Origin of the sequence: Shewanella aquimarina, from assembly GCF_023349185.1 — a bacterium.
Classification (GTDB): domain Bacteria; phylum Pseudomonadota; class Gammaproteobacteria; order Enterobacterales; family Shewanellaceae; genus Shewanella; species Shewanella aquimarina.
The window spans coordinates 12,443-34,052 of sequence record NZ_JAKIKY010000019.1; the positions used below are offsets into that span (position 1 = coordinate 12,443).

The 21,610-nt window shown below is 55.6% G+C and carries 22 protein-coding genes; 13 read left to right on the plus strand and 9 right to left on the minus strand.

The annotated features are described in order from the left end of the window. Positions 1 to 3,117: a hybrid sensor histidine kinase/response regulator gene (locus L2731_RS18480; RefSeq protein WP_249254797.1), complete on the plus strand. Its 3,117-nt coding sequence runs from the start codon at positions 1 to 3 to the stop codon at positions 3,115 to 3,117. Between the two features lie 173 nt (positions 3,118 to 3,290). Continuing rightward, positions 3,291 to 3,824 carry a molybdopterin adenylyltransferase gene (gene mog / locus L2731_RS18485; protein ID WP_041509755.1) on the plus strand — a complete coding sequence of 178 codons (534 nt, stop codon included), beginning with the start codon at positions 3,291 to 3,293 and terminating at the stop codon, positions 3,822 to 3,824. Positions 3,825 to 3,917: 93 nt separating this feature from the next. On the opposite strand, the gene L2731_RS18490 is transcribed toward mog, so the two are convergent. Continuing rightward, positions 3,918 to 4,097 carry a hypothetical protein gene (locus L2731_RS18490; RefSeq protein WP_239854121.1) on the minus strand — a complete coding sequence of 60 codons (180 nt, stop codon included), beginning with the start codon at positions 4,095 to 4,097 and terminating at the stop codon, positions 3,918 to 3,920. Positions 4,098 to 4,211: 114 nt separating this feature from the next. Here L2731_RS18490 and L2731_RS18495 point away from each other — a divergent pair, with 114 nt between their 5' ends. Further along, positions 4,212 to 5,219: a GlxA family transcriptional regulator gene (locus tag L2731_RS18495; RefSeq protein ID WP_239854119.1), complete on the plus strand. Its 1,008-nt coding sequence runs from the start codon at positions 4,212 to 4,214 to the stop codon at positions 5,217 to 5,219. A 77-nt stretch (positions 5,220 to 5,296) separates the two neighbouring features. Here L2731_RS18495 and L2731_RS18500 read toward each other — a convergent pair whose 3' ends face one another. The 5 genes from L2731_RS18500 to L2731_RS18520 form a co-directional block, all read right to left on the minus strand. Next, the gene (locus L2731_RS18500) at positions 5,297 to 5,557 is read right to left on the minus strand and encodes a hypothetical protein (RefSeq protein ID WP_249254798.1); all 261 of its coding nucleotides are present in this window, start codon (positions 5,555 to 5,557) and stop codon (positions 5,297 to 5,299) included. A 149-nt stretch (positions 5,558 to 5,706) separates the two neighbouring features. Continuing rightward, positions 5,707 to 5,955, minus strand: a complete 249-nt coding sequence (locus tag L2731_RS18505) for a hypothetical protein (protein WP_249254799.1) — start codon at positions 5,953 to 5,955, stop codon at positions 5,707 to 5,709. Between the two features lie 59 nt (positions 5,956 to 6,014). Further along, positions 6,015 to 7,148 carry an ABC transporter permease gene (locus L2731_RS18510; RefSeq protein ID WP_249254824.1) on the minus strand — a complete coding sequence of 378 codons (1,134 nt, stop codon included), beginning with the start codon at positions 7,146 to 7,148 and terminating at the stop codon, positions 6,015 to 6,017. Next, positions 7,148 to 7,882 carry an ABC transporter ATP-binding protein gene (locus L2731_RS18515; protein ID WP_249254800.1) on the minus strand — a complete coding sequence of 245 codons (735 nt, stop codon included), beginning with the start codon at positions 7,880 to 7,882 and terminating at the stop codon, positions 7,148 to 7,150. Before L2731_RS18515 ends, L2731_RS18510 begins: the two co-directional genes overlap by 1 nt. Beyond that, entirely contained in the window at positions 7,875 to 9,458 is a 1,584-nt protein-coding gene (locus L2731_RS18520) for an alpha/beta hydrolase (RefSeq protein WP_415837084.1), read from the minus strand. The genes L2731_RS18515 and L2731_RS18520 overlap by 8 nt, the downstream gene beginning before the upstream one ends. Before the next feature lie 115 nt (positions 9,459 to 9,573). Here L2731_RS18520 and L2731_RS18525 point away from each other — a divergent pair, with 115 nt between their 5' ends. The 5 genes from L2731_RS18525 (at position 9,574) to L2731_RS18545 (ending at position 14,528) form a co-directional block, all read left to right on the plus strand. After that, positions 9,574 to 9,954 (plus strand): GntR family transcriptional regulator, encoded by a 381-nt coding sequence (locus tag L2731_RS18525; protein ID WP_239854111.1) that lies wholly within the window; start codon positions 9,574 to 9,576, stop codon positions 9,952 to 9,954. A gap of 14 nt (positions 9,955 to 9,968) precedes the next feature. Further along, positions 9,969 to 10,814, plus strand: coding sequence for an ABC transporter ATP-binding protein (locus tag L2731_RS18530; RefSeq protein WP_249254802.1), 846 nt, complete (start codon positions 9,969 to 9,971; stop codon positions 10,812 to 10,814). Next, positions 10,811 to 12,073: a hypothetical protein gene (locus L2731_RS18535; protein ID WP_239854108.1), complete on the plus strand. Its 1,263-nt coding sequence runs from the start codon at positions 10,811 to 10,813 to the stop codon at positions 12,071 to 12,073. Before L2731_RS18530 ends, L2731_RS18535 begins: the two co-directional genes overlap by 4 nt. A gap of 127 nt (positions 12,074 to 12,200) precedes the next feature. Then, entirely contained in the window at positions 12,201 to 14,003 is a 1,803-nt protein-coding gene (locus tag L2731_RS18540) for an AMP-dependent synthetase/ligase (protein ID WP_249254803.1), read from the plus strand. A gap of 120 nt (positions 14,004 to 14,123) precedes the next feature. Next, on the plus strand, positions 14,124 to 14,528 hold the full coding sequence (locus L2731_RS18545; protein ID WP_041509764.1) for an acyl-CoA thioesterase: 405 nt from the start codon (positions 14,124 to 14,126) through the stop codon (positions 14,526 to 14,528). Between the two features lie 5 nt (positions 14,529 to 14,533). Here L2731_RS18545 and L2731_RS18550 read toward each other — a convergent pair whose 3' ends face one another. Further along, positions 14,534 to 14,779: a GNAT family N-acetyltransferase gene (locus tag L2731_RS18550; protein WP_160798213.1), complete on the minus strand. Its 246-nt coding sequence runs from the start codon at positions 14,777 to 14,779 to the stop codon at positions 14,534 to 14,536. A gap of 97 nt (positions 14,780 to 14,876) precedes the next feature. Between L2731_RS18550 and L2731_RS18555 the strand changes: the two genes are divergently transcribed. After that, entirely contained in the window at positions 14,877 to 15,902 is a 1,026-nt protein-coding gene (locus L2731_RS18555; RefSeq protein ID WP_249254804.1) for a Solitary outer membrane autotransporter beta-barrel domain, read from the plus strand. A 17-nt stretch (positions 15,903 to 15,919) separates the two neighbouring features. Here the strand turns inward: L2731_RS18555 and L2731_RS18560 are convergent, their stop codons facing one another. Then, positions 15,920 to 16,348 (minus strand): acyl-CoA thioesterase, encoded by a 429-nt coding sequence (locus tag L2731_RS18560; protein WP_249254805.1) that lies wholly within the window; start codon positions 16,346 to 16,348, stop codon positions 15,920 to 15,922. A gap of 193 nt (positions 16,349 to 16,541) precedes the next feature. Further along, positions 16,542 to 17,219, minus strand: a complete 678-nt coding sequence (gene mtnC / locus L2731_RS18565) for an acireductone synthase (RefSeq protein WP_220059459.1) — start codon at positions 17,217 to 17,219, stop codon at positions 16,542 to 16,544. Positions 17,220 to 17,459: 240 nt separating this feature from the next. Between mtnC and L2731_RS18570 the strand changes: the two genes are divergently transcribed. From L2731_RS18570 to L2731_RS18585, 4 genes are all read left to right on the plus strand, one after another. Continuing rightward, entirely contained in the window at positions 17,460 to 18,266 is an 807-nt protein-coding gene (locus L2731_RS18570) for a tetratricopeptide repeat protein (protein WP_249254806.1), read from the plus strand. A gap of 43 nt (positions 18,267 to 18,309) precedes the next feature. Next, positions 18,310 to 19,464 (plus strand): alpha/beta hydrolase-fold protein, encoded by a 1,155-nt coding sequence (locus L2731_RS18575; RefSeq protein WP_249254807.1) that lies wholly within the window; start codon positions 18,310 to 18,312, stop codon positions 19,462 to 19,464. A 271-nt stretch (positions 19,465 to 19,735) separates the two neighbouring features. Continuing rightward, positions 19,736 to 20,683: a PDC sensor domain-containing protein gene (locus tag L2731_RS18580; RefSeq protein WP_011867562.1), complete on the plus strand. Its 948-nt coding sequence runs from the start codon at positions 19,736 to 19,738 to the stop codon at positions 20,681 to 20,683. 247 nt (positions 20,684 to 20,930) lie between these two features. Continuing rightward, entirely contained in the window at positions 20,931 to 21,155 is a 225-nt protein-coding gene (locus L2731_RS18585) for a GDCCVxC domain-containing (seleno)protein (RefSeq protein ID WP_249254808.1), read from the plus strand. Positions 21,156 to 21,610: the final 455 nt, after the last annotated feature.

A 21,610-nucleotide genomic window follows, 5' to 3' on the forward strand; every position in this document is an offset into this window, starting at 1 on the left:
ATGTGGCGTCATTATCGAGACAAGATAGCCCAGGGCATTGTCTACAAGCTAAATTTGGCCACCTTAGTGTGCGCCTTGATCATCTCTGGGCTGATCGCCCTCTATTACTATGACGAGATGACAGAGCGCACCGAGCATCAGGTCGATTATGAGATTGCCCAGGTATCCGTGTCGCTGCGACTTGCCCTAGAGGCGAGTACCGACTTTAGCAACATGCGCCGAGTGGTCAACGGCTTGGCCGCCCAGGGTAGCATCAAGCGTCTGGTGCTGTTCGATCCCCGTGAGGAGCAGATAGTAGCCGATAATTTGGGGCAGCATCTGGGAAGTCCGCTGTCAGGCAGTTTGGAGCCCGAGCTGGTGGAGATCATTCGGCGGGTCAGTGACAAGCTGAGTGCCAAAGAGGTTTGGCGTCAGGACAGCATAGTGCATCAGGTGCAGCAGGTGTACCTGATCTCCCCCGAGCTACAACGCCTCAGGGCCTATGTACTCTACGTCAGGTATGATGCCAGCGAGATTGAGGCCTATAGTTTCGAGGAGTTGATTCACTATGTGGGCATTCTCCTGCTGGGTTTTGCCCTGTTGTTGACGGTCAATCTCTATGTACAGCACAAGGTGTTGCTGGAGCCTATTCGACGCATTCAGCGCCAGATAGAGACCTTCGGCGGCCAGAAAACCATACGCCTGAATAGCGACGACGAGTTCGGCATGCTGGTGAACAGTTACAACGAAGCCGTCAGTGCGCGCAATCAGAAGCAACTCGAGTTACAAAAATCCCGGCGCTATATCGACAATATTACCAATGTGATCCCCATTCAGCTTGCCTATGTGGATGCCCAGAGTCGTTATCGTTTCATCAACCAACATTATCTGCAGTGGCTCGGCAAGACGGAGGCGGAGGTGCTGGAACAGACGGTGGAGGCGGTGCAGCCCGCCGATGTCTATCAGTTGGTGAGGCCCTATCAGCGCGGCGTGCTGGAAGGCAAGAAGCAAGTGTTCGAGGTGGAAACCTTAGATGCGGATCAGGCGCCCAGATTTTTTCATATTACCTATGTGCCAGACATGGGCGATGATGGCACGGTGGAAGGTTACTTCATCTGTGTGGAAGATCTGACCCGGATGAAGCTCAACGAACGCAAGATCGAATCCTATGCCCAGGAGATGGAGTTCAGCAACTGGGCCTTGTCTGAGGCGCGCGAGAAGGCCGAAGTCGCCGCCAAGACCAAGGAGGACTTCCTCGCCTGTATGAGCCATGAGATCCGCACCCCGATGAACGGCGTAATTGGTATCTTGGGCTTGTTGGGCGAGACTCAGCTGTCGCCGATGCAGCAACGTTACGTCGACGTGGCCTCGGTCAGTGCCGAATCCCTACTGTCTCTGCTCAACGACATCTTGGACTTCTCCAAGATAGAGTCGGGTAAATTTGAGATTGAGGCGATCGAGTTTGATTTGGTGGAGCTGGTGGATCTCTTTGTGCAGTCTGTGGCGCTCAAGCTGGAGGAGCGTAATCTGCCCCTGTTCGTGGATATCATCCAGCTGCAATACCGCTACGTGGTTGGCGATCCCAGTCGCTTGCGGCAGATCCTGGTGAACCTGGTGGGCAATGCCATAAAGTTCACCGAAGAGGGTTGGATCACCCTAAGGCTTGCCAACGCCTTGGATGAGTCGGGCGAGGTGAAGTTCTCCTGTGAGGTGGAAGATACCGGCATAGGCATAGCCAAAGAGAAGTTGGCTATGCTGTTTAACCCCTTCATTCAGGTCGACAGCTCGACTACCCGCATGTTTGGGGGAACTGGGCTCGGCCTCTCTATCGCCAAGCGTCTGTGTGAGCTGATGCGAGGGGATATTCAGGTCAGGAGCCAGCAGGAGGTGGGGAGCATTTTTAGCTTTACCCTGACGCAACAGTTGGCGGACCGACATGGGGCTAGCGATTGGCGTAACGGTTTGGCGCCAGAGCGGGTGACCCTTATGGGGCAGCAGGGTGCCTTTGAGCGCATGCTGGGAGAGCTGCTGAGTAGCTGGGGGGCCAAGGTGGGCTACCTCGAGCCCGACGAGGCGATTCCGCCATCGGATCTACTCATCTACAGTTTTACTCCTGCGCAAGAGGCCTTCGAGGATGAGTTAAATCGCTGGCGTCAACTGGATGAGCAGCAAGAGGCCAAGGTATTACCCCTGCTCTCCTATTGGCAGCAGATAGAGTTCGAGAAGCGTGATGCCAGGGTGCCCCATCTGGGTAAGCCGTTAAACATTCGCCAGTTGATCCGCGCCCTGTCGGATCAGCCCGATGACGAGGTGCCTGAGTCGGTCGTTGAGCCCATGGTCGAGATTTCCATGCCAGACAAGCCCAAAGTGCTGCTGGTGGAAGACAATAAGGTTAACCAGTTGGTGGCCCTGGGGATGCTGCAACAACTTGGGGTCGAGGCCGATGTCGCCGCCAATGGGCGCGAGGCCCTGGCAGTATTGTCGGCGCAGCAGGGGAATCCCTATCAGTTGATCTTGATGGATTGTCTCATGCCTGAGATGGATGGTTTTCAGGCGACGGCGGCGATTCGCGAGGGGCAAGGCGGCAGTCAGTTTTGCGCCCTGCCTATCATAGCGCTGACGGCCAACGCCATGAAGGGCGATAGGGAACACTGCCTGCGGGCGGGGATGGACGACTACCTGACTAAGCCGCTGGTGCTTGAGGGGCTGAAGAAGTGTCTCTATCGTTGGTTCTCTTTGAGCCAGCAAAACTATGAGGCGACATTGGGGCATGAGCCGGATAGCGAGCAGGCACATGTGCCCGTCGAGGTGGCCGATAGCCTGTTCGATCGCGAGAGTGTTCTGGCACTCATGTCGGGAGATGAGGCGCTGCTGGACGAGGTGTTACAGGTGTTTGATGATGAGATGCAGAAGTATCGCCAGGCATTTCTCGATGGCATAGAGGCCGCCGATTGTGACGCTATCCGTACCAGCCTTCACGCCGTAAAGGGGGCTGCCAGCAACCTGAGCATGACGGCGCTGGTGGAGCTTGCTCGCCAGTTGGAGGCCGATGCGCGCCGCGGCGATCTTCAGGTGATAAAGGCCAGTCGCGAGGCCTTTCTGGCATTACTCGAGGAGACCTTGGCCTGTTGCCGTTAGTCTAGCTAGGGTTTTCGCTCCCAGTTTACCTTAGCTTGCTAATATTCGACATCTGTCTCATTTTTATCTCTTTTGAGCCACTTTAGCGATAAGCAAAATATGTTATTTTAGGGCGCAACCCTGGCGGGGCGCTTTGCGCCGCGCATGACCCAACACCTAAAGGATAAAGTGGAATGGCAAAAGCAAAGATAGGCATAGTCACCGTTAGTGATCGCGCCAGCGCCGGCGTATACGAAGATATTTCCGGTAAGGCAATTATCGAGGTGTTGGGCGAATACCTCACCTCAGAGTGGGAGCCTGTCTACGAAGTCATTCCCGATGAGCAGCCAGTTATCGAACAGACCCTGATTAAGATGGCCGATCAGCAAGATTGCTGCCTCATAGTTACCACGGGAGGCACTGGGCCGGCCAAGCGCGACGTGACCCCAGAGGCGACCGAGGCGGTGTGCGATCGTATGATGCCGGGCTTTGGTGAGCTGATGCGCGCCGAGTCGCTTAAGTTTGTGCCGACCGCCATCCTGTCTCGTCAAACCGCTGGCCTGCGCGGCGACAGCCTGATCGTCAATCTACCCGGTAAGCCTAAGTCGATCCGCGAGTGCCTCGACGCCGTGTTCCCGGCAATTCCTTACTGCATCGATCTGATGGAAGGCCCCTATCTCGTGTGTGACGAGTCGGTGATCAAGCCCTTCAGACCAAAGGCGAAATAAGCCGATTTGTCGTCACAGAAAGGCCCGGCGTTTGCCGGGCTTTTTTATGCTTTCGCGTTATGCATCCGTGTGGTGCCCAATTGTGAAGATGAGTCACACGCCCCTGCGGATGATCTGGTGTGCGCTATAGGCGCTGAATAGCAGCAGGCTGGGGATGGCGATGAAATGGGCGAAGAGGTTGGGCTGAGTCGTAAAATGCAGCCACAACAGCAGGGTCCAGCTAACCCCTAAGTATCCCAGGCTCAGTATCAGGTGTAGTGTGCGTGTGTTCATTTGCCAGTTCCTTGTCTTTGCAATGTGCCCAGTATAAAAACTCGACAAACGGTCAAAAAGTGTCATTATTGACAAAGTTGAGGTGATAAGTGACATCTTGAGAGGGGGGACGCGATGAAGACAATCATGATTTTGGCGGCGGGCAATGTGGTGGCTGGCGGCATAGTGGGACTCATAGATGTGTTCAACTTTACCAATACCCTGTATCGCAGGCTGAACCCCGAGGTCAGCCAAGATCTGTTTCATTGCCACATCGTCTCTGGCGATAGCCAGGCGATCACCACCAACCAAGGATTTCAGCTGGCGGCGATGGAGCTGAAAGATGAGACCCAGTTGCTCGAGGCCGATGCCGTGATAGTGGCTTCCTCCTTAGTGACCAATAAGGCGGAATTTAAGCAATATGCTCAGGATTTCTCGCCGCTGCTTGGGCCGCTTAGTGCCTATGCCCAGACGGGCAAGCCCATCGCGGCCTATTGCTCTGGCACCCTGATGTTGGCGGCATCCGGGTTACTGGATAACAGACGGGCCACCACTGTCTGGTGGCTTTCGCAGATGTTCGAGCGTAACTTCGCCAGGGTCAATCTTTGTATGGACTCTCTTGTGGTGTCCGATGGTCAGTTTCATACAGCGGGGGCGACCACCTCGAATCTGAGTCTGGCCCTGCATCTGGTGGGGCTGCTGGCGGGTGAGGGGCTGGCGCAACAGATGGCCAAGATTTTGCTGATAGATCCTAACCGCAGTTCCCAGCAGCCCTTTATGACCATGGCGATCACGCCTCAGCAGCATCAAGATGAGCTGGTGGGCAAGATTCAGCAGTGGATGCAGTCCAATTTAGATAAAAACTGGTTGCTCGATGAGATAGCGCAGAAGTTTGCCCTGGGTAAGCGCACCCTCATTCGCCGTTTCAAGAAGGCGCTTAACGAGACGCCGGCCAGCTACATGCAGCGTTTGCGGGTCGATGAGGCCAAGCGGCTGCTGGAGACCACAGAGTTGGCCCTGGAGCAGATTGTCGAGCGGGTCGGTTATGAAGATGTCAGCTCCTTTAGAAAGCTGTTCATCCAGCTGACCAGCCTCTCCCCTAGGGCCTATCGGCAGAAATTTAATACTCACAGTTGCTGCTAAGGTTGGCTGCTTTAGACTGTTTGTTCAAGGCTGTTAGCTGTTAGCTGGAGGCGGGTGCTTAGGGCGTCCACCTTAAGTTAGTGGGTATCTTTGAGGTGTTTGTCCAGATAGGCCTTTAACTGAGCGTCACTCTCTTTCCTCTTCTTGCGTTCATGCTCGTCCATGGCGTTCATCACCTGACGCTGGCACTCCAGGCGGTTATTCTCCCGCTGCAGCGGATTGGTGGCGTGGTCGGTCTGGGCATCACATAGGGCGCTGGCGCAGCCAGATAGGTTGGTTAGGCTAAATAGTACAAACAGGCTAAGGAAAGTGTGTTTGATGGCGGTATTGGTGGTCATATCGTCTCTGAAGCAAGGTTTATATAGCGATTTGTCTTAGCTCGCCATTATAAAACCATTTGCCATCCTGAGTACAAGTAAAAACCTTATCGATTAAAGGGGCTTTGTTAGCCCCTTTAACTAAGGCCTATAGCTAAGACCTGTAGTAGTTAGGCATTGCGATTTAGCGCGACAAACTCCTGCCTAAGCTGATAATCGCTGTCGGTGACGATGCGCTCTAGAACGCTGACGCGTTCGGCTAATCTTTGATTTTCCTGTTTCAGGCGGTCCATCTCATCTGTGTTGCGAGGCGTCGATCTGCGTCTGTCTAGCCTGAGGCGATGTTTATACAGTTCGCTCAGATTGGTGGCGACCACCATTACCAACATGATGATCATGACGACTTGTTGCTTATCCATAGCATGCTCCTTAAGTGGGCCTCCTGACGAAGGCCCCTTCTAGTGAAGTTTCGTGCGGGTTAGAGTCCGAAAACGATTTTCTCGCTCTTCAGTGAGCGCTCCATGCCGAAGGCTAGGGCTAGAGCGATGACGAAGGTGATGGCGCTGGAGAGTGCCAGCTGCATCATGGGGATCTCCTTGCCCTTGATGAAGGCGATGAGCGCCTGCATCTGCCCCGAGATCGGCAGCCACTGTAGCGTGTCGGGCGCTATGTTGTAGCTCGCCGCCATCGACAGCATCATGGGCACGATCAGCACTATGGTGAGGTAGGACTGGGCCTCTTTGAACGACTTGGCCATGAAGGAGACAAACAGCTGCAGCGCCGCTGCCATCAGGGCGATGGGTAGGCCGATCGCCAGCATCAAGAGAATGAAGTCGATATTGATGTTGACCGAGAAGCCCAGCTCCTGCCAAGGCACGAAGCCGTAGGCGAGCTTAGAGATCACTAGGGTGAGGATCAGCCCCAACATGGCGAAGATGGTCACCGCGGCGACCTTGGCCAGCACGATATCCCGGGTGGATACCGGATGGCTGAGCAGCAGGGCCAGCGAGTTGCGTTCGCGCTCACCGGCGCTGGTGTCTATAGCCAGATTCATGCCTGAGATAAACACCGCATAGACCATCATGAAGATGGCGACGCCTAAGATCATCCCGCCCTTAGAATCTGAGGTGGCCTGATCTTCCACCTTGACCTTGATCGGCTGCATCACCTTAGGGTCTATGCCGCGGGCGATCAGTCGCAGGCTGCCCATCTCGGCGCTGTATTCTTGCAGTGCCTTCTCTAGGCGACGGATAGAAGACTGTAGCTTCTCGTTGGAGTTGTCGGCGATCAGCACTATCTCGGCGGCCTGACTCTTAGCCATGTTGGCGGCGTAGTCTGGGCTGATGACAAGCTCTATCTCCTTGCGATCGGCCTCATCGCCCTGACTGATCTCGTTGCTGGCGAGATACTTCACCAGATCCGGTGCGCGCTCGCCGTGGGTGATGGTGATGTTAAGCGCCTCTGGGCTGGTGATCTGGCCGATAAGGATCATAAACATGCCGCACATCATCAACGGCGCGCCGATGGCGTAGTAGAGGCCAGCCATCACAGAACGCTTGTCTCTGGCGGCATCGGTCAGCTCTTTTCTGACCATGGTAATGATTGAACTGATCATGCTGCGATTCCCTCGTCGGTACCGATTAGCTGAATGAAGGCGTCTTCCAGTGAAGCCTGGCCCGTCTGTTGGCAGAGTTCCTGTGGGCTGCCGACGGCGACCACGCGCCCCTCGGCCATGACGATGACGCGATCACACAGGGCGGCGACCTCCTGCATCACATGGCTGGAGAAGAGTACGCAGTGACCCGCCTGCTTGAGATCCTTCAGCAGGTCGCGCAGTACTCGGGTGCTCATCACGTCCAGGCCACGGGTGGGTTCGTCGAGTATGATGTTGGTGGGCTCATGCACTATGGCCTGGGCCAGCGCCGTCTTCATCCTTTGTCCCTGGGAGAAGCCCTTGCACTTGCGATCGGCAATGTCATTCATATGCAGCTTGCTGAGCACCTTGGCCGAGGCAGCCTTGGCCTGCTCGCGGGAGAGGCCGTTTAGCTCGGCGAAGAAGCGGATATATTCTCTCGGCGTCAGGCGTTCATACAGGCCGAAGGGGTCTGGGAACAGGCCCAGCTGCTGCTTGGCAGCCACCGGCTGTTTGGCGACGTCTATTCCGTCTATTTCGGCAATGCCCTGATCGGGCTTGAGCAGACCAAACACGGTGCGAAGGCAGGTGGTCTTGCCCGCGCCGTTGGGGCCCAGCAGGCCGGTGATCTGGCCGTCCAGGGCCTCGAAACTCAGATCATTCAGTGCCTGCACCTCACCGATCCGCTTAGATAAATTTGATACCTTAATCATGGTGTGCTCCTTGCTGCTTGGCGTCACCGAGAGAGGCCTGGCTAGTAGTGGCCTGGCTGAGATTGCTCTGACTGATTTTGTCCTGTGGGATGGCCTCAACCGTATTGGCGTTGAGGTAGAAGTTACGGCTGATATCTTTGCTCAGGCATTCCTGTGAGAGGCCGTCTACGCTGCCGCTGCCGATCAGCTCGGCGATTAGTGTGTTGGCGCATGACTGATAGGCCACGCCGTGGGTCGCATAGGGGGCGACGAAATGCTTGGCATTGGTCAGCTTGGCCATAGCAAGCTCGCCCCAGCTCGGTGGTGTCGCGGGGTCTATCTGTCCCGACAACACTAGCGTGGGTAGATTGCTGGCAATGGGCGCGGCAAAGCTGGTGTCGGCCGCCGGGATCTGCCAGATAGGGCAGCTCAGGTCGAAGGCCTTAATCATCTCCTGGCCGAAGTAGCTCTGGCTTAGGCGCTCACGCTCGGCCTGAGAGAAACGGTGCCAATCTTCGCCGCAGACCACGGCCGAGTGCATACCGGCGGCGATGCCCGTACTATTTACCGTGAGGGCATACAGCCCCATGATGGCCTGAAAGTTCCCCTCTGCCGCCTGGTGGATAGCATGGGGCAATAGGGCCCTGACATTGGGCATATAGAGCGCCATGCGGATGGCGCCCATAAACTTGGCGCGGGTCATGGTGAGTTGGGTCGGCGCATTGGTCAGGGGATCGCGGGTCTGGCTGATCTGCGGTCCCTGGCTGAGCAGTGCCTCTACCTGTTCGAGCTCCGCTTTGAGATTAGGGAACTCTTGATGACACAGGGCGTTGCCTTGGCAATCCTGGAGCAGCAGGTCAATGGCGCGGCTGATGGCATCGCCGATATTAAGCACGCTCTGCTGCATGGGCACCACACCGTCCAGGGTCACAGTGGTCAGGGCCTCTGGGTAGTGACGCATATAGAGCTGGGCCATGCGGGTGCCGTAGGAGATGCCGTACAGGTGCAGCTTCAGGTAACCCAGGGCTTGCCTGACCGCCTCGAAATCTTTTAGCGCTGTCTCGCTGCCATACTGACTGACATCGGCATCTATCTTGGCGAGGCAGTCCTTGGTCTCGGCGGCGATATCCAGCTCGTCGTCGTTGAAGGCCAAGCCTCCCTCGAAGCCTGCGCCCTCGCAGGTGAGTTGGTTGGAGAGGCCGGTACCGCGCTGGTCGATCAGCAGGATATCTCGCTGCTGGCGCACTTTGGTAAAGATCTTGTCGAAGCTGGCGGCGTTATCTATGGCTGATTGGCCCGGGCCGCCGGCGATGGCTAGCAGTGCTTCTTTCTCGAAACTGGGTTTGATGGCGGGCAGAACCAGATAGTGGATCTGTATCTGTTTGCCCTGGGGCTTAGCGTAGTTTTCCGGTACCCAGATGGCGCCGCAGCGCAGACGATCAGGCAGATCGTCTACATAACAAGATGTCGGCTGGCTATCTTGCAGATCTGCTTGTTGAGCGTCTGCCCAGGTGGGCTGAGATAACAGCAGTAGCGCCAAACAGGCGGGCAGGAGTAGCGCTACCAGCCGCTGCTGCCGGGTGAATCTATTGGCCATCAGTTTAACCTCTCCTTGAAGCATGATACCTATTCCTTAGTTGAAATTTACCGTATCTATGTTAATTTAGTACTGTATCGGTGTATCAATGTATTAATACAGTGAATAAAGGCTAATGCTAGATTTACTCAATGTCAACCCCAGTAATGGCGACCCCATCTACCGCCAGCTTAGCGATCAGATAGTACGTCTGATCGTCGGCGGCCAGCTGCAACCTCAGGAGGTATTGCCTTCGGTGCGGCAGATCGCCGAGCACCTGGCGGTCAACCCCATGACGGTCTCCCGCGCCATTCAGCAGTTGGTGGAGCAGGGTTGGCTCGAGCGTCGTCGCGGCCAACCGACCCGGGTGGCGCAGCGTGGCGATAGCCAGGGCACCTCAAGTTCAGACTTGATGGCGCCTCAGGTCAATTCACTCATCGATCAGGCAAAGCAGTTAGGGGTAAGCCTAGAAGAACTCAATGCCATCATCGCCAAGGCATGGCTACAGACGCAATAAAGGAACAGATGCAGATGCAAGAGAGCAATCAAGCCATATTGGCCTTCCATGGGATCAGCAAGGCGTTTGACGGCAAGCTAGCCATTGACGAGCTGTCGATGACCCTCTATCCCGGCATGGTGGTAGGCTTGCTGGGGCAAAATGGTGCGGGCAAGTCGACCCTGATGCGCTGCGCCCTGGGGATCCTCGAGGTTACCGAGGGGCAGATAGAGATCCTCGGCGGTACCAGCAACAACATCAGCTCGGCGCAGAAGGAGCTGATAGGTTATGTGCCTCAGCAACCCTTCGGCTATGAGGGCTTCACCGTCGGGCGCGCCCTCGCCCTGCATCGCAGCTTCTATCCCAACTGGGACAGGTCGCTGGAGCAGGAGTGGCTGAGTCGCTTCCAGCTCGATGGGACGCAGCAGGTGCAGCGTCTGTCGGTGGGACAGCGCCAGTCGCTGGCCTTGATCATGGCGATGGCCTATCGCCCCAAGTTGTTGATCCTCGATGAGCCGGTTGCCAGCCTGGACCCTATCGCTCGGCGCGAGTTTATGTCGGACCTATTCGATCTGGCGTTGGATGCCGGCTCGGCGGTGCTCTTCTCTTCACACATCACCTCAGATCTCGAGCGGGTCGCCAGTCACGTGGCCCTGATGCGCAAGGGTAAGCTGGTGTTGTTTAAAGAGATAGACGCCCTCAGGGAGAGCGTGCAGCTGGTGAGTCTCAAGCCGGGCGAGTCTCTGCCTGAGGGGCTTGTTGTGCTCAACCGTCAGCAGGATAAGCTGCTGGTGGATCACTATGAGGCCGCCATGGCACCAAGCTTCACCTCAGTGACGCCAATGAACCTGGAACAACTCTTCATGGAGCTGCACAGATGATGCCTAAAGCGCTGCGCGGTATGGCGCGCTTCTGGCTGTTCGATGTGGGCAGCGCCAGCTTTCTCGGCACCGGGCTATTGGCGCTGGTGATGATGCTGGTGCTGGCGTTCTCGGGCAAATACGACGCCATGCCTATCATGCTGGGGATGATGCAGGTCTCTACCTGCGCGGCGATCGCCTGGCAACTCAATCGCCTGTCGGCCACCGAGTGGGCCAGCCTGGTGCCCGGCTACGCCGAGAGCATTCAATGGCAGGCGCTCATCGTGGGCATTATCGCCACCTTGATCTCGCTAACTGCGGCGATACTATTGCCCCTCGAGGCGGCGGTTCAGCAGGTGCTGCTGGCGAGCCTGGCTGGGGTCGCCTTCATCTATTTCTGTCGCCGACACATCAAGGGGTTCTACTTTTCTTTCGCCCTGTTTCTGCTGCTGCCCTTTACACCTGAGATGACGGCGTTTCTGCCTAGCCTCAGCTTCTACCTGGTGCCGCTGGCCGTCGTGGGGCTTATCTATCTGATCCGTGCTGATCTCAGGGCCGAGGTTTGGCACCTGGAGGCCAGATCTGTCTACCTCAATGGCCTGGAGATGGGCTGGTTCTGGTTGCCGAACCTTGGTTCGAATAGCCTGATGAATCGTCTGGACAGGTGGCTGCACCCGGTGAACTTCTTCGTCGGCCCCATGCTCTCTATGATGCTGGTGTTACTGCCTGCGCTGGCGCTGCTGCTAGGGCTGGTAAATTATTTTGTCGGCATCGAGCTGCCCGTGCTCTTCATCATGGGTCAGTTCAGCGCCGTCGCCTGTACCTTAGTGCACTGGAGTCGTGTGCAGAGATGGCGGGCGACTGAGACCCTCTATATCTTGCCGGGCTTCGACGGTAAACAGGGGCTGATCGAGGCCTTCGCCAGCGCCCAGTATCGTCTGCTGGGGTATTTCACCGGCACCATGGCGCTGCTGGCGACCTGCACCCTGATACTCAATCCAGACTTTACCCTGCTCATCTGGAGCCATCTGGTACTCAGCACCTTCTGCGTCTGCGCCTTCTTGCTGGGCCTGGGCTGCGCCGCCCGCAGCGCCATGCATATCTCACTGAGTATGTTAGTGGTGATCTGCCATGCCATCTGGTTGTCCACCGCATTGGTAGCACTGCGCGAAGGCAGAGATCTCACCACCTATGTGACCCTGGATATTGGCCTGGTGGCTTTTTCTCTGCTAACGCTTTGGTGGGGCAAGCGAAAGTTGTGGCGTGACGCCTTGGCCTGATCCGACTAGTGCCTGGCTTTTGTGCTCCAATTAACATTATTGGAGCAAAAACTCTTATTTTTTGGCCGCCATTGCAGTAAAATGCGCCAAAACAGGTACAAGTGTACGCTAAAAGGGTCAGAAAATTATGTCGCTCCAACAGTATCATCCAATAAGCCTGATGCAGGCCCAGAGCCAGCAGCGTGGCGATGCCATCGCGCTGGAAGGCTATGGCTTAGCCGCTCCCTGGCAGCAGATCAGTTGGCGACGCTTCGATGAGATTGGCGACCAGGTTGCCAAGGCGCTGATCGCCTCTGACTTTGCCCCCCAGGACAAGGTGGTGATCCTGTCGCAGAACTGTCCCCAGTGGACCTGTGCCGATGTCGGTGCCCTCAAGGCCAAGGCCGTTGTGGTGCCCATCTACCCTACCAGTACCCTGGAACAGGCGCGCTACATCATAGACGATGCCCAGGCTAAGCTGATTTTCGTCGGCGACGCCGAGCAATATGGCATGGCCCGTGAACTGCTGACTATCTGCCCTAGCCTGACTCAGATAGTGGTGTTCGATGCCGAAGTCGTGTTGACCGAAACGGAAACAGCTGTTCATTTCGATAGTCTGCTTACCCAAACCTATTCGCCAGAGGTCGAGGTCGAGGCCGAGCTAGGGCGTCGTTTAGCTAACCTGGACCTGGACGATCTGCTGACCCTGATCTACACCTCGGGCACCACGGGTGACCCTAAGGGCGTGATGCTGGATTATCGTAACATCGCCTCTGTGGTGCGTCAGCACGATACGATTTTACCTTTTACGCCGGGCGATGTGTCGCTGGCCTTCCTGCCGCTGAGTCACGTGTTCGAGCGGGGCTGGAGCTTCTACGTGCTATGCCGCGGTGGCCACAACGTCTACCTTAACGATCCTATGACGGTGAAAGAGGCGATCGTCGATATTCGTCCCCATACCCTGTGTGTGGTGCCACGTTTCCTGGAGAAGGTCTACAGTGCGGTGCAGGACAAGGTGAATAAGGCGCCCGACACCCGCAAGAGGCTGTTTGCCTGGGCCATGTCGGTGGGCGAGCGTCAGTTCGAGGTCAGCCAGGGCAGGGCCAAGAGCTCCTGGTGGCTCAAGACCCAGTGGAAACTGGCTCATAAGCTGGTGTACAGCAAGCTGCAACAGGTATTGGGTGGCAGGCTTAAGTTTATGCCGTGCGGTGGTGCGGCGCTGGATCAGAATGTGGCCAGCTTCTTCCACGCCATCGATATTCCCGTGCTCTGCGGCTATGGCATGACGGAGACCACGGCGACCGTGACCTGTAATACCCTGGATAACCGGGTGGCTGGCTCTAACGGCAAGACCCTGCCGGAAGTCGAGATCAAGCTGGGTAAAGACAACGAGATCCTGGTGCGCGGTGATACCGTGATGCGCGGCTACTACAATCGTCCCCAGGAGACTGCCGATAGCTTCGAAGATGGTTGGCTGAAGACGGGGGATGCCGGTCAGCTAGACGCGCAGGGTAACCTGTTCATCACAGACCGCATCAAGGAGTTGATGAAGACCTCTAACGGTAAATATATCGCGCCCCAGAGGGTAGAGGGCAAGGTAGGCTGCTGTCCCTTCATCGAGCAGGTGGCGGTGATCGCCGATGCCAAAAACTATGTGACCGCGCTTATCGTGCCCGCTTTCGAGTCGTTAGAGGCCTGGGCCGAGGAGAAGGGCTTGCACTACGAGTCGCCCATTGAGCTGCTGCGTCACAGCCATGTGATCGAGCACTTCGAGCAGCGTCTCAAGCATCTGCAGCAGGAGCTGGCGGGTTTCGAGAAGATCAAGAAGTTTACCCTGTTACCCGAGGCCTTCTCTATGGAGGCCGGTCTGCTGACACCGACCATGAAGCTGAGGCGTAAGATGATCTATCACAAGTACGCCACCGAAATTAACGCCATGTATTTGAAGTAATTAGATCTTAAGGGCGTCTCGCAACGAGGCGCCCTTAGGTCGAAAGTCCATCTTGCATCCCAAGGGCTTCTCGGTTAGCGTATTCCCACAAAAATAACGACTTAGCCTTAGGAGCTCCCTGTGCCGTTACGCTCTTTCAGTTTAACCATTCAACCCAGATTCAATGAAACCGATGGCCTGGGCCATATCAACAATACCGTTATGCCCGTCTGGTTCGAGGCGGCGCGTGAGCCCATCTTCGCCATCTTCAATCCCTCGCTTAATCTGGCGGAGTGGAACCTGATCGTGGCGGGCTTTACCATCGCCTACACCTCGCCGACCCAATATGGTCTGCCGGTGGAGATCAAGACCTGGATCAGCCGTGTGGGTAATGCCAGTTTCGAGGTGGCGCAGCAGAGCTGGCAGGGGGGGAAGATGACCGCCGAGGCCAAGACCACCTTAGTGCATTACGACTATAGCGTCGACAAGAGCCAACCCATAGGGGAAGAGGTGAAGCAGGCGCTGCTGACCCTGACCGGCGAATAGGCGGGTTACAAAAACTTCTGCACGTACCAGCAGCTGGCTGTGATGGCGAGTTGCTGGGACTTGGCCCACGCTAAGCCATGGCGCACCAGGCGCCCGGCCACGCCTTGTCCCCTCAGTTCATCCGGCACGAAGGTGCGAACAAAATCCACCTTGTCGCCTTGTCGTTGATACTCTAATACCGCATCATGGCCTGCAATGGACAGGACAAATTTCTGCTGGTCGTCCTGGTGTCGAATCGTCTCTTGCGTCATAGTCTGCCTCTCGTTTGACGGGATGAAACTTAACGTTAGCACAGGGTGATAAAATTAGTAACAAGATGATTTTGTTAAAATTAGATGAGGCCTTCGCGTGAAAATCAAGGGCCATATACACCTTAAGAGCGCGCTGACCCGCTGGCTTGGGCTCTGTGTTGGGGTTTACTTTACTCAAGCATTGGCTGCTCCGGAGATTAACCTGCGCCCCGCCGTCGAGGCCAAACTCAAGGGGGACATCACCAGTGCCATGGTGCTCACCGATGCCAACCTGATCACCTTAGGGATAGTGGATTTTAATCCCAACACCATAGTGGATCTGAGCGAGATAGGCGATGTCGGTAGCGAGGAGTCGCTTGAGCGGCGCAGTCAGCTCACCTCCTATACCTTGCCCTGGGAGAGCGACACAGTGCCGCTCTCGCCCGAGTGGTCCCAAAGCATCCAGGTGCGCTTCTCCTACGTGCATGCCAGCGACAGCATACAGGGGCTGGAGGATGAGACCATCAGCAGTCCGATCAAGGATACCAGCTACCTGCTGGCGGGCGAGTATCGCTGGAAGTATCAGATAAATGAGCAGTGGCGGGCGGTCTTTGGCCTGGGGGCGCAATTTATCTGGCTGGAAAACCGCCTAACCTATAACGACCCCGTGCTGCGCAGCGTCAGTGGTGTCCTAGACGACAAGTTGGTGAACACCAGCTATGGCGCCATCATGTTCGATCCCAACGCCGAGCTGACCTATACGGGTGACCTCATGGGGAATAAGTGGGAATTTATCAGCACCCTCAGATATGGCATAGGCCGCAGCCTGCTGACCGACGATGGCATGCAGGCGGTGACGCCTCAGGTCGGGCGTCTGAGCAACGCCCTGGTATTTCATTATGGGTTGCCAGACTTCTTCGACCGTCAGAACGAGATGCGCCTGCTGGCCAAGCGGATCGATCTTAGCGGCGATGTTATCGACCCCATGGGGACGCGTCACTACTACGAGTTCGGTGCAGGCTGGGTGGTGCAGACCCCTTCGCTGTCAGCCTGGCTGCGCAACATAGGGATAGGCATCACACTCAACATCAACAGTGGCCTGAGTGGCGGCGGCATAGTGCTGCTGTTTAACGAAGAGATGTGAGCTCGGCACAATCGAGGCTAGTCGATGCAGTGCTCTCTGAGCACGGCCAGTAACTCGTCGGGCAGATCGGCCTTGGCTTGCTTGTTGAAGTCGAACATGACGGCGACCGAGGAGCCTTTGGTGGTGATCGCCTGTTGCTGCTCGCTGAACACCTGATAGTGCATGGTAAAGCGATCCTTGTGGATGTCGCTGATACTGACGCCGATCAATAGGGTGTCGGGGAAGGTGACCGGGCGCTTATAGCGAGCATGGTTGTCGCTGATCACCGGGCCCATGCCGTACTGGTAGAGCTTATCTAGCGGAAACAGCTGGTTAAAGAAGTCTATCCGCGCCGTCTCGAAGTAACGAAAATAGACCGCATTGTTGACGTGCTTCAGGGCATCCATCTCGCCCCAGGCGACTGGGATGCGGGTGTGAAAGGGAAATTGGCTAACGAACTGCTCCATATCTTAACCTTCAATTTTCAAACAAGCGTTTAGTTTTGGGTTAAGATATCAGCATCTCGCCACAATACCAATCCCTGAGGGCGTTCGAGTGGCTAATGAATTTCGATGAGGCTTTCTCTCGTTCTTCGATTTATTTGGCGAGCGAGTAACAAAAAAGGCACCCTAGGGTGCCTTTATTTTTCAAATCGACAGATTAGAAGCTTAATTCTTTAAAGTTGCTGATCTGTGGGTAGTCGCCGGTGCGCTGAGTGGTCTCGCGCACCATCTGCATTACACGCATGCCCGCCTGCTCGGCAGCTTTGAGCTCCTCGAGCACATCAGAGATAAACAGCACCTGCTTAGGCGCCAGGCTGATGGTGTTGATGATGTTAAGGTAGGCCTGTTTAAACAGCTTGTTACCGGTGCGGGTGTCGAAATGGCCATCGAAATATTCGGTCAGGTCACCGCCGTCGCTGTGGCTGAACAGCAGCTTCTGGGCATCCACAGAGCCGGAAGAGAAGCTGTAGAGACGCACGTTCTGCGCCTTAATCTCTTTCACGCTGTCGATGAAGTCAGGGTAGATGTGACCCTTAAATTCGCCTTGGGCGTAGCCCTGTTTCCAGATCAGGCCTTGCAGCGTCTTAAGCGGAGTGGCCTTGCGATCTTCGGCAATCCACTGCTGCAGAATCTCTACCACGCGCTCCAGTGAGGCGTCTGGCTCCAGCGCGATATCTTTTACGTCGCTGATGCAGTTGTCGACCAATACATTAGTTTGATTATCTTCTAAAAAGTCAGCGAGGGCCTTAGACGAATAGGGAAAAAGGGTGTCCTGAATAAAGTTCAGATCGGTTGTTGTACCTGCTGTATCTACAACTATGGCTCGAATACCCATAACGTTGGCTTACTCCACTATGCATTAATAGAAATGATTCGCTTAAATGACAGGCCAGATCCTAAGCTGAAAACGCCCCTTTGGCTAGTGAATTATCGCCCAAAGACGAGCGAAGACGCAGCGGATCACAAGGGGAAACAGGTCTGGCGTTTTCGGGTGGAGGTTTGACTTGCTTTTGCTTAAATATCATACTCATTCGCTTGGGGCGTAAAACATGGAAAGGGAAACAAGGAAGGGCGAATGACTGTTAAATACCTCAAATTTATTAGCTGCTTAGTCTTGATTGCTGGTAGCTACTGCCTGCCACTTGCGGCCAAGATCAAAGTAAAGCCGCTGCCGATTCAGCTGGAGAGCTGTGAGCGTGGCGAATGCGTCGATCATTTCAAGGAATACAAGACGCTGGCCCGTTATGGCCATTCTGATGCTATGTACACCCTGGCCGAGATGTACCGTCTGGGCTATGGCACAGAGAGCGATATGCGTTTATCCACTAAGTGGTATCGCCGCGCCGCCAAGTTAGGTAATCCTTTTGCCCAGTACAAGGTGGCCATCCTCTATCTACAGGATGGCGAGAATCAGGATATCGACAAGGCGATGCGCTACCTGCGAGACGCCAACCGCGCCGATCTTAACGAGGCGGCTCACCTCTTGGGAATGCTCTACGTAGAAGGCGAGTTGGTGGAGAAGGACAAGGTGAAAGCCAAGGACTACCTGACCAAGGCCTATGAGGCGGGTCATGAGCCGACACTTAACCTGCTGGCCGAAGTTAGTGAGGTGGCCCTCGAGGTCAAGCGCCAGGCTAAGGTGGCGCCGGTTACGCCCAAGAGTCAGGCCGCTCCGACAGATGAGATGGAGGTGATCGAGGTGCGTGCCCCTAGTCTGGAAGAGGTTTTTAGTTACCATATTGCTACTATGCGTGGCGGTGTGCCTGATGCGATCACTGGTACGGGCACCTCGCTGCGGGGTCGTACCTGTGGTGAAATGATCTCCTGTAATACTCAGGAAGACAGAGAGCGTATTCGCGATTTTCTTATGTCCACCTGGTAACGGCTCACGTTGCCCTATCACTTAACAATAACAAGGAATACACGTGATAAATAAATGGATTGCTGGTGTTATCTTACTGCTCGGTAGTGGCTTGAACCTGGTTCAGGCGGCTCCTACTACTAACCTTGAAACGCTGATGGTTAAGGCGCCGGGTGTCGACAAGCCCATGGCCTTCAAGGTCAATCTGCCCGCCAGTTATGGCGAGAACCTAGATAAGCGTTATGTGCTGCTGTTCGACTTTCATCCCCGCAGCCGCGGTTATCTCGAGGGGATGCATGACTGGATGAGCCATAATGGCGACTGGCCCTGGCTGGAGACCATAATCGTCACAGCGCCCGACGGTGACCAGGCGCTGGGCAAGTTGAAGAGTCAGGCGATAGAGCAGGAAGGTAGCGTCGCCCTGTTGGACTTCATGGAGCAGTCGCTGCTGCCCGCCATCGATGCCAAGTATCGCACCAATGGCTTTCGTATCATGAATGGCTTTACCGGCAACGCCGGCCTGGTGCTCTACACCTTGCTCAATCGCCCCGAGTTGTTCAACGCCTACCTGGCGGCGAGCCCGGTGCTGAGTGACGATTTTGCCTATGTGATCAAGTCGGCCACAGACAAGCTGGAGAAGCTCAAGGGCAAGCCGCGCTACCTGATGTTGACCACCAGCGACAGCGATTTCGAGCAGCGTCAGCTGGCGGATTTCGCCGCTTTGGAGGAGCTGCTCGAGACCACAAATCATCCGGCGCTGCACTATAAGGTGAAACGTTTCGACGGCACCTACTATATGACCCAGCCGATCCTGGCGACCGCCCACGGCATAGAGTGGCTGTTCGACGACTACCATAGGGTGCTCTCGCCAGACTCAGAGATCGCCAAAGGCGGCGTGAAGGCGATTCTCGACCACTATAGTTACCTGTCACAGCAGAAGTATGGCTTCCCCGTGCCCTCTACCGATTCGCTGATCGCCCTGGCGGACGCCGAGTTTGCCAAGGATAAAGACAAGGGGTTAGCTGTCTATCAGGCGGCGGTGGAGGCCAATCCTGACTCCCACAGCGCCCACGATGCTTTGGCCCGGGCCTATGGTGAGCTGAAGATGTATGACTTAGCCATAGCCCAGCAGAAGCAGGCGCTGGCCAAGACAGACCATCCCTTCTGGACACGCAAGTACAGCGAGAGCCTGGCGGCGTTAGAGGCGCAGCGGCACTAGTTGATTCTACGTAAGGCTCTTCGCCGTTTACCTTTATTGAAATACGCCGGCATCTGCCCTCTTTTGGTGCAGATGCCTATGCGTTTCGGCGCAGTCAGAGCGAATTGCACGCCCTGGCTCCGGCGATTCATCTCCTTATCAGTCCCTCCCAGCCTGGGTTTTCGCCCCATGGCGCGGCGTTTTCCTCTGCCTTAGCCGGGTTTCTGTGCCCGCGAGTGGGATTGGCGCCATAGTTGCAAAGCTTAGAGTCGTTATCTAAAGGGAGCAGTCTATGGCGGCAATGAGTTACTTGAGCGTGATCGAGCGGTACCATGAGCATGAGCAGCTGGTGAAGGAGCTGCTGGAGTCGATTCTGGTGGGGATAAGCGATCCCCTGATGTTGTCCGATCCAGGTTTTCGGGTGCGGGCCATGGCCGAGATCGCCAACAGCTATCCCTTTATCGAGCTGCTCTATGTGCTCGACGGCGATGGGGTGCAGATCAGCGACAACGTGGCCATAGTCAATCGTGTAGTGCAGGCGATCCCCGTGGGGCGCAACCTGAGTAGAAGCCACAGGCCTTACTTCTCCAAGGCGCAGGAGACGCAGTTGCTCAAGATCACCACTCCCTATCTCTCTAACGCCAGTGGCCAGCTCTGCCTGTCGGCCTCCTATCGTATCGAAGACGACTCGGGGCGGGGCTTTATCGTGGTGGATATCAATCTCACTCAATTGATCGAGTTTATGATGGGCGATCGGGCCAGACGGCGGGCGACGCCCCTGTTCAAGGGGGTCTATACCGCGCTGGTGGTCGGGCTGTTTATCATGGTGCTGGTGCTGATCAGCATGGCGACCGTGGACATCGCCGCCTTGCTCGCCGAGGGAGTTGTACCTAGCGGCTCCATCAAGCCCTTTAGCATCATCATCTTCATCACCCTGGCCCTGGCGGTGTTCGATCTGGGTAAGACGATCCTCGAAGAGGAGGTGTTGATGCACAAGGACATCTTTCGTCACAGCTCAACCCGGCGCACCATCACCCGCTTCATCTCCACTATCTTGATCGCCATCTCCATCGAGGCCCTGCTGACCATGTTTAAGGCCTCCCTGGGAGAGATGAAGTATGTGCAGCCCGCCATCGGCATGATGTTCGCCGTCGTCGGCCTGCTGGTGGGGCTGGGGATCTATGTGTTTCTCGGTGCCAAGGCCGAGCTGCTGCTCAAACAGGGCAATGGTAAGCCTTAGACTCTTAAACCTTTGGCCCTTAAACCTTAGACGACAGGTTACAGACCTGAGGCATCTGTCTGGTGAGCACAGGGACGTCTGTTGGATAACCCAATTCCTGAGCCAAAAACTCCTTCTCGGTGGAACCCTGCGCCTTAAGCTGTAGATCCTTTTCCTCAATAGATCGATGTGAGTTAACTGCTGTTTATTTGCGAACAATAGGCGTAGTTTAGGGTTAAGGTCTATTGCCTTTGAGGTTAAGCGAGCCATGGTTAGTGATCTGGTGTTAACGTCTGAAATCACCTGCCCCCATTGTGGGCATATTCGGCAGGAGATTATGCCCACCAATGCCTGCCAGTTCTTCTACGAGTGCCAGGGTTGCCATAAACTGCTCAAGCCCCTGCCCGGCGACTGCTGCGTATTCTGCTCCTACGGCACGGTGAAGTGTCCGCCAATACAACTTGGGCAGTGTTGTCAGGGTAGGTCTTCCTGAGACCCAGAATGGTGGGGATTAGCGCGGGCTCTCTTTAATAACGGTTTGGATCTGAACCTGTGAGGTAAAGAGCAAATTATTAACTTTGCGCTGAGTTGTCATTTGTATAGGTGATTGTAAATCTTACCATAATTGCTGTTAATCGCCTGCCGCGGGCTTATGTGCAGGTACGTCTTCGGGACGCTGTAAAGCCATCCCTGGCCGCTTAACGAAAACATCCCTGTTTTCGATACCCTCAGACATACCTACACACCTTATCCAACGTCTCTTCGATTAACCTGATTTTGTATCTGTTAGGTCAACAGAAGGAAAAGTCATAAGCGATAGAAGAACAAGGAAATATCCAAATTTGATCGCATTTCATAGATGAAATAGTTGAGGCCAAATCGAAGAGACAGATGACCGGGTGTAAGCACGCTTTTGGCCTTCGGTGGCAAGGATGCCACCGCAGAGCC

Excerpts from the sequence above, each read along its gene's own strand:
- L2731_RS18480 (WP_249254797.1), top strand. The coding sequence starts at position 1 with ATGTGGCGTCATTATCGAGACAAGATAGCCCAGGGCATTGTCTACAAG.
- mog (WP_041509755.1), top strand. The coding sequence starts at position 3,291 with ATGGCAAAAGCAAAGATAGGCATAGTCACCGTTAGTGATCGCGCCAGC.
- L2731_RS18490 (WP_239854121.1), bottom strand. The coding sequence starts at position 4,097 with ATGAACACACGCACACTACACCTGATACTGAGCCTGGGATACTTAGGG.
- L2731_RS18495 (WP_239854119.1), top strand. The coding sequence starts at position 4,212 with ATGAAGACAATCATGATTTTGGCGGCGGGCAATGTGGTGGCTGGCGGC.
- L2731_RS18500 (WP_249254798.1), bottom strand. The coding sequence starts at position 5,557 with ATGACCACCAATACCGCCATCAAACACACTTTCCTTAGCCTGTTTGTA.
- L2731_RS18505 (WP_249254799.1), bottom strand. The coding sequence starts at position 5,955 with ATGGATAAGCAACAAGTCGTCATGATCATCATGTTGGTAATGGTGGTC.
- L2731_RS18515 (WP_249254800.1), bottom strand. The coding sequence starts at position 7,882 with ATGATTAAGGTATCAAATTTATCTAAGCGGATCGGTGAGGTGCAGGCA.
- L2731_RS18520 (WP_415837084.1), bottom strand. The coding sequence starts at position 9,458 with ATGGCCAATAGATTCACCCGGCAGCAGCGGCTGGTAGCGCTACTCCTG.
- L2731_RS18525 (WP_239854111.1), top strand. The coding sequence starts at position 9,574 with ATGCTAGATTTACTCAATGTCAACCCCAGTAATGGCGACCCCATCTAC.
- L2731_RS18530 (WP_249254802.1), top strand. The coding sequence starts at position 9,969 with ATGCAAGAGAGCAATCAAGCCATATTGGCCTTCCATGGGATCAGCAAG.
- L2731_RS18535 (WP_239854108.1), top strand. The coding sequence starts at position 10,811 with ATGATGCCTAAAGCGCTGCGCGGTATGGCGCGCTTCTGGCTGTTCGAT.
- L2731_RS18540 (WP_249254803.1), top strand. The coding sequence starts at position 12,201 with ATGTCGCTCCAACAGTATCATCCAATAAGCCTGATGCAGGCCCAGAGC.
- L2731_RS18550 (WP_160798213.1), bottom strand. The coding sequence starts at position 14,779 with ATGACGCAAGAGACGATTCGACACCAGGACGACCAGCAGAAATTTGTC.
- L2731_RS18560 (WP_249254805.1), bottom strand. The coding sequence starts at position 16,348 with ATGGAGCAGTTCGTTAGCCAATTTCCCTTTCACACCCGCATCCCAGTC.
- mtnC (WP_220059459.1), bottom strand. The coding sequence starts at position 17,219 with ATGGGTATTCGAGCCATAGTTGTAGATACAGCAGGTACAACAACCGAT.
- L2731_RS18570 (WP_249254806.1), top strand. The coding sequence starts at position 17,460 with ATGACTGTTAAATACCTCAAATTTATTAGCTGCTTAGTCTTGATTGCT.
- L2731_RS18580 (WP_011867562.1), top strand. The coding sequence starts at position 19,736 with ATGGCGGCAATGAGTTACTTGAGCGTGATCGAGCGGTACCATGAGCAT.
- L2731_RS18585 (WP_249254808.1), top strand. The coding sequence starts at position 20,931 with ATGGTTAGTGATCTGGTGTTAACGTCTGAAATCACCTGCCCCCATTGT.